This is a genomic window from Pseudotamlana haliotis (assembly GCF_008806375.1).
In the GTDB taxonomy this organism is placed as follows: Bacteria; Bacteroidota; Bacteroidia; order Flavobacteriales; family Flavobacteriaceae; genus Pseudotamlana; species Pseudotamlana haliotis.
On record NZ_WAAT01000003.1, the window covers coordinates 257 to 3,082 of the forward strand.

Genomic DNA, 2,826 nt, shown 5'->3' on the forward strand with positions numbered 1-2,826 from the left:
TAGATTTACGTTTTGATTTGCACGTTTTAAACCTCAATTTTGTCACGAACTAATTTACCGCCCAGATTTTCAGGCCGCCGTAACAGTTGCGTAATATTGGTGTCCGAAGTCGTCTGAGTAAGCAGAATTAGCTTTTTGAGTTTTGTTAAACATATTTTTAGCGTTCTAAAAGTCCGAATTACGTCATAATTGCGAATTGCTATTGTCCGAAGTCGCAAGAGTGAGCAGAATCTGATTGCGCTATATTTTTAAAGCCTGTTTTCGCTTAGATTTCAGTGGAATTAGTTTTTTGATTTTTTGAGGAAATCAGAGTTTTTAGAGTTAAATATTCAGGAAATGAGTGTTTTAAGTAGGAGTGAGACGTTATACACAACGGTTTTGTATATGGCTCGTAGCGTGCAAATTAGAAAAATATTTTCGGATTGAGCACAAGCCAGATTTTTAAATTTTACTAATTATCTTTTTTATTGGAAAGTCGTCAAATTTAAAAATTTGGCGACTTTCCAAATATACCTTAACTTCAATTAAGCAACTAATTAGCTATGAGCTATATACGTTGTTGTAAGTAGTGCTTTTCACAATGTTTACACTTTCTTTAAGTTCCTAAATTCATATTTTTCGGTCGGACTATTCAGCTCAATTTCAATTGAGTATTTTTCTGTTTTATAAGCTTTTTCTACAAATCCTTTTGCTTTTGAATAAGCACAATGATAAGTTTCGTGAGAATCTTGCCAATGTCCGTCGTGTTCGTAATCAAGCGAAAAGGCATATTCGTGTAATAAAGAATTTGATTTAGTTTCTATTTTTCCAGCGTCAATACTTTTAAGAGCAAAAAGTATTTTCCAATCATTAAATCCAGCGTATTTTGTCCGATTTAAAGATTCCGTTCGTATTTCAACCGCTTTTGAAAATCCGATTTTCACGACCTCCCCAGTTAAACTTCCAGCTATATAAACTATTCCAGCAGAGTCGTTTCTTTTCTGAAAGGCAATTTTTGCTGTATCACATTGACAACAATGACCACTTCTTGTTCGTAAAGTATGTCCTTCTTTTTTACAAGGTGTAACATTGAAAGCAATCATTTTATTAAGTTCTTTCATTATTACACGATAGTCGGTTTTAGAAAGTCCTTGAGCATTAAAAACAAATTTCAGATGTATTTTCTGCTCTTTTAAAAATCGAATTTGTTCGCTTGTCAATTCTGCCATAATGGTTTTTTCGTATTACTTACAACGGTTTTGTGTATGATTTCGTTGCGTGTTTAAGCACGAATTTAGCAAATAAATCACAGATAGAAAGTCCGCGAGGACTTTCGTAAGTAGGCTATAACTAGCAATGAATTATACACGGTGTTGCCATTTCGTTTTTTTATTTTCTATTTTTGTCTTCTCTTTCTAGTTTTACTACATTTTTTGATAGAGTCCTATCTAATTTAATCGGAACTCCATCTACAGTAGTCTTGTTAAGTTTAAGAAATCTGACTTTAATACTGTCAAATTCACAAGTTTCAAATACATCAATATAAGTTTCGGATAATCCACTTATCATACTTTTTGTGAACTCTTCTTTGTACTCATTATGTGTAATTGCTTCTTCTATAATCTTGTAAGTTGAGTTTACCATATTGGCTACTTTTACTGTGGGTATTTCAATAATAACGGTACTTCCCTCATTTGAATATGTAATAATATTTCCTGTTACTCCTCGGACATAATCAGTTAATATAAGCATTTGGTCAGCTCTGTATTCTTGAGTTACTTGTGCATTTGTTGTATTAAATCCTAGTATTAATAATAAAGTTAGTATGATATTATTCATTCTACAATGTTTTATTTAAATAAATTTGAAATGTATTGTAATATTCCTGCTACAATAGCTCCACCGAGAGACGCTATTACTAATGGCGCCATTATAAGAAAAATTCCTAATGGACTAATGAAATTTACTCCTTTTAGTAAAATTGGTAGTAAATAAATAAATATAACTATTCCTGTGATAATTCCAGCGATTTTAGGGAATCCATTTATTTCATTGTTTTTATTCATTTTTCAAGAAGTTAAAATAGTTTTTTATAGTAATAAATTTATTGCCAAAATGAATGGCAACGGTTGATGTATTGAAAGTTGCGTTTACGCCCGCGAGGATTTTCCGCAGGAAAATCCGCTTAGCAAAAAAACACAAGCCTTTCGGAATAGCTAAAAATAGCAATTTTTTATACATTTTGTTAGCGCACGTGTGTTTTTGTTTAATTTTTACCTTTAAAATGCTTAGAAATAACTGTTTAGATAACTGTTTTTTAGGTTTAGTTTTGTCATCCAGATTTTGAGTCCGCCGTAAGAGTTGCGAAAGATTGGTGTCCGAAATCGTCTGAGTAATCAGAATCAGCTTTTTAGAGCTTTGTTAAACATATTTTTAGCGATTTAAAGTCCGAATAGCTTCATAATTGCGGACTGCTAGTGTCCGAAACCGTTTGAGTGAGCAGAATCCGATTGCGTTATGTTTTTAACGCCTGTTTTCACTTCGAATACAGGAGAATAGCTTCTTTAATTTTTTTGATAAAATTAAAGTTTTTCTAGAGTCAGATATTCAGAAATCTAGCTTTTTTAGAGCAGAGTAGGGATGTGTGCTAACGTTTTCGGCTATGGTTAGTACGGGATTTAAAAGTAGTGAACTTTCGTTTAAGCACTTAGCCAAATCTTTTTATTTTGTTTTATCTTTTTAGTACTAAAGCCAAATCAAAAGATTTGGCGTACTTAGCAAATACAGACTAGCTTTTAAATTAAAGACCAAACCCGTATTAAGCATAGGCATTGTTGTGTATAGCGC

Annotated in this window: 3 protein-coding genes; all 3 read right to left on the reverse strand. The window is 32.2% G+C overall.

Annotated features, from left to right (window positions below):
• Window positions 1–584: 584 nt before the first annotated feature.
• The 3 genes from F6U93_RS00470 to F6U93_RS00480 all read right to left on the reverse strand — a co-directional run bounded on the left by F6U93_RS00470 (window position 585) and on the right by F6U93_RS00480 (window position 2,045).
• On the reverse strand, window positions 585–1,208 hold the full coding sequence (locus tag F6U93_RS00470) for a GIY-YIG nuclease family protein (protein ID WP_150935773.1): 624 nt from the start codon (window positions 1,206–1,208) through the stop codon (window positions 585–587).
• Between the two features lie 160 nt (window positions 1,209–1,368).
• Window positions 1,369–1,818: a hypothetical protein gene (locus tag F6U93_RS00475; protein ID WP_150935775.1), complete on the reverse strand. Its 450-nt coding sequence runs from the start codon at window positions 1,816–1,818 to the stop codon at window positions 1,369–1,371.
• An 11-nt stretch (window positions 1,819–1,829) separates the two neighbouring features.
• A complete protein-coding gene (locus F6U93_RS00480) occupies window positions 1,830–2,045 on the reverse strand; it encodes a hypothetical protein (RefSeq protein ID WP_150935777.1) in 216 nt (71 codons plus the stop codon).
• Window positions 2,046–2,826 lie beyond the last annotated feature (781 nt).

Bases quoted from the DNA above. Each gene is read 5' to 3' on its own strand.
- F6U93_RS00480 (WP_150935777.1), bottom strand. From the start codon at position 2,045: ATGAATAAAAACAATGAAATAAATGGATTCCCTAAAATCGCTGGAATT.
- F6U93_RS00470 (WP_150935773.1), bottom strand. From the start codon at position 1,208: ATGGCAGAATTGACAAGCGAACAAATTCGATTTTTAAAAGAGCAGAAA.
- F6U93_RS00475 (WP_150935775.1), bottom strand. From the start codon at position 1,818: ATGAATAATATCATACTAACTTTATTATTAATACTAGGATTTAATACA.